The sequence below is a fragment of the Opitutales bacterium genome (assembly GCA_013215165.1).
Lineage (GTDB): Bacteria > Verrucomicrobiota > Verrucomicrobiia > Opitutales > JABSRG01 > JABSRG01.
The window spans coordinates 1-5,708 of record JABSRG010000107.1 but is presented as its reverse complement, the minus strand read 5'-3'; the positions used below and the strand labels follow the sequence as shown (position 1 = coordinate 5,708).

General features: G+C 50.4%; 5 protein-coding genes. All 5 read left to right on the top strand.

Annotated elements, in window-relative coordinates; translation table 11 throughout:
• The first annotated feature begins 240 nt into the window (after nt 1-240).
• The 5 genes from HRU10_14825 to HRU10_14805 all read left to right on the top strand — a co-directional run bounded on the left by HRU10_14825 (nt 241) and on the right by HRU10_14805 (nt 5,607).
• Nucleotides 241-1,011, top strand: coding sequence for a class I SAM-dependent methyltransferase (locus HRU10_14825; protein ID NRA28506.1), 771 nt, complete (start codon nt 241-243; stop codon nt 1,009-1,011).
• Between the two features lie 595 nt (nt 1,012-1,606).
• Complete coding sequence (locus tag HRU10_14820) at nt 1,607-2,281, top strand: hypothetical protein (protein ID NRA28505.1); 675 nt, start codon at nt 1,607-1,609, stop codon at nt 2,279-2,281.
• Between the two features lie 923 nt (nt 2,282-3,204).
• Nucleotides 3,205-3,777: a hypothetical protein gene (locus HRU10_14815; GenBank protein ID NRA28504.1), complete on the top strand. Its 573-nt coding sequence runs from the start codon at nt 3,205-3,207 to the stop codon at nt 3,775-3,777.
• A gap of 3 nt (nt 3,778-3,780) precedes the next feature.
• Entirely contained in the window at nt 3,781-5,226 is a 1,446-nt protein-coding gene (locus tag HRU10_14810) for a tetratricopeptide repeat protein (protein NRA28503.1), read from the top strand.
• 9 nt (nt 5,227-5,235) lie between these two features.
• On the top strand, nt 5,236-5,607 hold the full coding sequence (locus HRU10_14805) for a hypothetical protein (GenBank protein ID NRA28502.1): 372 nt from the start codon (nt 5,236-5,238) through the stop codon (nt 5,605-5,607).
• The last annotated feature ends 101 nt before the right edge of the window (nt 5,608-5,708 follow it).

Here is a 5,708-nt window from a genome sequence, read left to right as displayed (position 1 = left end):
GGAAATCCGCACGTCCGGTTCGATGAGGGGGAGCAACAAGTTGGCGAAAGCCGCTTGTTGCTCTCTACTCTACTGGTCTCGGAAAAATTAGGATTCCTATGGGGTGACTGTGAATTCAGATTTAATTTCAATTTTTGATTAGGCGGTCCACAAAACCGCTCAATTTTAGGGAGGCCTATACTTTCCTAACTCGGTGCCCTGAATTGACACCACACTCAGACAGCCTCTAATCATTGTGTCGTGATAACTGGAACGCAGCAATCTGACGTCTTAAGTTCTGAACAGATCAGATCTTTCTATGATAGTGAAGCCGCCAAGGATCACTACGTCAGAGCGACTTCTTCAGTAGGATTGTGGCGGAGTGAGGAGTTAGTATTTCAGCGTGTATTCGCCGATAAGGCTGCGAGTCTGTTGGAGTTGGGTTGTGGGGCAGGGAGAATCAGCTTTGGTCTCGCCGATCTTGGTTACCGCCATATGATAGCGACCGATTTTTCCAAGGGCATGGTCAAAGCAGCGCTGCGTATTGCGCGGTGCATGGAGTATCCAGTTCCGGTGCGTTGTGAGGATGCGACGCAGCTCACTTTTGAAGACGCTCTCTTCGACGGTGCGATTTTCGGATTTAATGGACTGATGCAAATCCCCGGCGAGGATCAGCGCGCGCAGGCCATGTCGGAGATTTTCCGAGTGCTCAAGCCGGGGTCATGGTTCGTGTTTACGACCCATGACCGAGATAACCCAAAATTTCGCAGTTTCTGGGAGTCGGAAAAGTTGGCGTGGCGGCGCGGAAAGCAGAATCCCGCTTTGCTGGAGTTTGGGGATCGCTTCGAGAAGACCGATCTGGGGGATTTGTTCATCCATGTGCCGACGGCTCGGGAAGTCAGGGCACTGTGCAAAGCAGCCGGCTTTCGGGTGGAAGCCGATGCCCTGCGTTCCAAATTAGCGAATGAATCCCCGGCCGTATGTGAGTTCAGCGACGACTGCCGCTTTTGGGTCGTGCAGAAGCCAGCTTGATTTACTCTTTAAGCCGCAGAATTGCGCGGAAGCGACCCGGTCTACGGAAAACTGATTTTGAGTTCAGATTAGAAGGGTAGAGCGATGGCGACAGCCGTTGCTTGTCTTGGGCTTTGATCCATACGAATGCAATCGCACCGTGTTGATTCGACAAAATATATTCCGCGCCTTCTGCGGCTCATCAAAACTTTTTCTGTTTGCTTCAGGCCAGTATATTTTTGGTCAGCCGCGGGAAGCGCAGAAATCCGCGGAAGTGAGTATTTTTGAATGGGGCTAGATTTGGCTAGGTAATGTAGGCTGACAGCCTTGACTTCCGGCCCCCTGGCAATCGCTGTCGCGATCACCCTGCACCACCAGCATACGACGAGGCAAAAGGCGTATGCGATGAGTTGCGAGAAGCCAGAACGGAAAGATTCAAGCGCCGACCTGCGAAACAGCTGAATCCTCGGAGAGCGCTGATACCTACGAAGTGATAGGTTTTTAAATATCTTACCAATAACAAGTTATCAAACATGAAGTGTTTTGAAGATAACTGGTGAAAGATATACTTTTGTGCTTGCACCCAAGAATTTGTTGTTCAATTTCCGATGAGCACATGAAGATTCCGAAAACAGCACTATTTCTTGTCGCTTTGATACCCACATTTGCATTCTCACAGGCTACCTTTCTTTTAAAGGCGCTCACAGATGTTCAAGTAGAGTCGTTCAACATTGAAACGAATCTGTTTCAGAACAAAACGATTGCCGCTAGTTTTGATTATACACCCATTGAGGACGCAAATTTGACTAAGGTCTCGGGATTGGGCGAGATATTATTGAATGATTCCGTTAATATCGCCTTCGACGGCGTGGCTGAATTTTCCACTTCACTGACAAACGTTAATTTGATCGGATTTCACGTTTTGACAGGACAGGCTTCTGTGAATACCCCGCTCGCAAATGTTCAACTGACTGCAAATACTGAAAATGCATTTGCTCCGGTGAATTTGGTGACCGGCGCAATTGCTGAACCTTCTGCATCAATTCCTACGGTTGGATTTATTGCAGGCGTGGTAGCAGATGATGACAATGACGGACAGGAATCCTCGGAGGTGCCTGCTGATGAGGCTCCATCCGATGGGGATGATGGAGATGGTCCTCCCCCCGCGCAGCAAACCTTTCAGCCTACACTGCCCAGCGTCACTCCGGATCTCACTCCGGGATCTCCCGGGACAACGCTTGATGTTCCTGCCCCCCCGGTTACTGGCACGCCTGGGACGACAGGAATCTAATTACTTTCTCCGGATCAACCATTCTAAAAAAACCTCCTGGATTCCAGGGGGTTTTTGTTTTGTCACAGGATTGTTGTTGTTGGAATTGGCGGTAACATCGCGGTTGGAGTATTCCTGCGTCTGTCAGTGATCTAGTGTAGCAGTGTGTGTTCGAGGCTACGTTTTTTATTTAGCCGCGGAAGGTGCAGAAATGCGCGGAAGCGGGTGTGCTTGAAATTAGTTGGATTTCGAGAGATATTTAAGGCTAATAGACTTGATTTTCTACCCCTTGCAATCGCTGTCGCGATCACTCTACAAATAAATCCCGCGTTCTTTCTGCGCTTTCCGTGGCTCGTATTGGGGCATTTTGTGAACGATTTGTATCCGCTGTATAGATCGTAGCGCAACAGCAGGGCGTCTCGGCGATACGCCTCTACCAGCGATGTCTGCGTTCACCCGGGTTGGGTGGGTAGAGATGCTTTGCCAAAGCGTGCGTATTTGTTGCACCGATCTACCTTAGCCGCAGATCAGTTTCTTGAGTTATTTCAGAGGCCTTTCCACCAGCCTACTAGGGATAGTTTGTCTTGGACTTTGATCCATACGAGGGCAATCGCTGTCGTCTTGATTTGACAGAATATATTCCGCGTTCTTTCCGCGTCTTCTGCGGCCCATCAAAACTTTTTCTATTTGCTTCAGGCCGGTTTTTTTTATGTTCAGCCGCGGAAAGCGCAGAAATGCGCGGAAGTGGTTGTTTTTGAGTCTGGCTGGATGTTGCCAGGTTGCTCCAGTGCAATTTCTACCGGTCCTCTGGCAATCGCTGTCGCGATCACCCTACGAACTTTTTTCCGCGACCTTTCTGCGCTTTCAGCGGTTCATCAAACTTTTTCGTTTGATTAAAGCTGAGGCTTGCTGGTGCGACTTATGGGGCATCAACCATGTACGCGATGCGCTGTCAGCTGCTTTATTGTATCCTCAGTATGCTTTTTCTGAGTGGGATTATACATGGGCATCCGGGACACGATGCACGTCATGTTTCGAATTGGTTAGGGCTGGATCATCACGATGAGTCTGTAGTAGACGGCTACCTCGGTGTCGTTTCTCCGATCTCTCTGCGTTATGCCGAGGCGCCGTCTCCGTTTGATCGTGCCGACCTCATTCCCTTCAGTGGATTGGGAGGCTTTCCGGAGGAAGAGGAACCCGAGCCTATCGATGAAGCTGACGAGATGGAGGTCATCCTAGCTCCAGAACCTGAGCCGGTCGTTGAGGAGGTGCTGATTGAGCGTGCTGAGCCTGTTGAGGAAGAAGTGATTGAAGCGCCGATCAGCCAGGAGAATATCAATGCCGTCTATTCGGAGACTGGGATCCTGAATCCAGACGAAATCCTTCTATATCTCCGAAATATTACTCCCAACGAGGAGGGCGGCGTCACTGAGGAGGGGGGGGCATTCCGTTTTGAGCTCCCTCAATCTTCAGCACCCCCTTTGCGTGGTGAGGCTACGCTCGAACGCACCCCTTAGGCTATGAAGCATCTTTTTTCTCTTCTAGTTTTCGCGTTTGCTGCGAGTCTTTATGGCCAAACAGAATCGCTGAGCAACACCCCTCTGAGTTCGGCCGAAAATGCGGTCGAAAACGATGGCGCAGTCCAGACTGGTGCGATCGGCAGCAGTGGTAATTTCGATCCGAATTTGCCGTCTGAGGAAGCGTCTTGGTCGCTCGAAAATGCGGGGGAAGCAGCGATCGAACAGGCCGCTAAGGAGAATGAAAAGACCCGACTGGGCCTCATGCACAATTACACTAAGGGTGCCGCTATGGAGGAATTTAAGCGGCGTATGCGTCAGGCAGAAGTGGCGACGGTAACACGGGACTTTGAACTCGCTGAGCGTATCTACATGTCGATCCTTAAAGAGCTACCCCTAGATCAAAAGCAACGCAAAGAGGCGATGATGGATCTCGCCGAACTCTGCAAGGCCCATCGCCGTTACGGAAAGATTGTAGTCGTCTACGAGAAATTTTTGGAAGAATATCCGCGAGATCCCTCTGTTGCTATGGTTTCTATGGATTTGGGCCTGATCTACCGAGGCATGGGTGCCTTTGAATCGGCGCTTCGCAAGTTTTATTCTGTCCTGAACCTTTCGCTGCTATTGCCCAAGGAGCAAATCGAAACTTATCGCGAATTGTCTACGCGGGCCCAGATCGAGATCGCAGAGACGCAATACCTCATGGGCGACTATAGCCAGGCAGCACGCTACTATGACCGCCTGCTGCGTCTGGAACTGTCTCCCGGTGAGCGCGCGTCCGTGACTTTCCGGAAGGGCTATACCCACTTCCTGATGGATGACTTCAAGAGTGCCGTCTCTGTTCTTCGGGATTATGGTGATATGTTCCCTGGAGATGCCAAGGTGCCGGAGTCGCACTATTTGCTCGCCGAGTCTTATCGAAATTTGAATCAGATGCAGGCGGCTATGGAAGAGGTCATCACCTTGCTGCGCACGAACGAGGTAGTGGGTGAGCAAAACCCCGCATTGTGGCTATTCTGGAAGCAAAAGACTGGCAACCAAATGGCCAATGCCTTCTACGAGCGCGGGGATTTTCTCAATGCATTGAAAATTTATCAGGCGATGACTCCTTTGAGCCAGTCAGTCACCTGGCAGGCGCCGATCATATACCAGATCGGCCTGTGCTTCGAGCGCCTCCGCATGGCGCCCAAGGCGATTGAGGCCTATGCGATGTTGGACACCATGGACCAATGGAGTGAAGAAGTGGATGATCTCAATAATTTGCCGGAAGACCTAGTGTTTGTCAGAGACATGGCAATCTGGAGAAAGCAACACCTCGAATGGAGCCTCAATAAAGAGCAGCGTCTGAATGATATTTTAAACCGCCCGTTGATCAAACAGGACGATTCAACGGCCTCGTTATACCCACGTGCTGCCGGGTCCGAAAACGCCGCATTGGCCCAAAACTGATCTGTTTTTATGCAAACGACCTCTCCCATCGAACACCACCTTGAGCTGAGTCAGCAGATTCATCAGTTGCTTCTTGAGGAAAACTCTTTTCTCAAAGCAGAACAGCGGGCTCCAGATGCTGATTTTCTTGAGAAAAAGCGTTCTTTGCTCGAAGCGTTCACGCAGTCCCTGGAGGCGATTCGATCTTGGCGTGCCGCGCTGCCTCAGCTCAGTGACACGCAGCGTGAACAGGTGTGTGCCGCGCAGAATCGCGTGATGCAGACGCTCTATCTCGACCGCGAAAACGAGCAACTCTTGCTCAAATACTCTGTAAGTTCTCAGGTGCCTACGCTGCATCGAGCGGCAACTCCAGAACGGGTGAAGGACGCATACAGCAGTTGAGTTTTTTTTGATAAGAAATTCTGACACAGTCATCCCATAGGAATTCGAATTTTTCCTGGACCACAGATTACGCAGATATACACAGATAAGTATTTTGTTAT

Excerpts from the sequence above, each read along its gene's own strand:
- HRU10_14815 (NRA28504.1), top strand. The coding sequence starts at position 3,205 with ATGCGCTGTCAGCTGCTTTATTGTATCCTCAGTATGCTTTTTCTGAGT.
- HRU10_14805 (NRA28502.1), top strand. The coding sequence starts at position 5,236 with ATGCAAACGACCTCTCCCATCGAACACCACCTTGAGCTGAGTCAGCAG.
- HRU10_14820 (NRA28505.1), top strand. The coding sequence starts at position 1,607 with ATGAAGATTCCGAAAACAGCACTATTTCTTGTCGCTTTGATACCCACA.
- HRU10_14810 (NRA28503.1), top strand. The coding sequence starts at position 3,781 with ATGAAGCATCTTTTTTCTCTTCTAGTTTTCGCGTTTGCTGCGAGTCTT.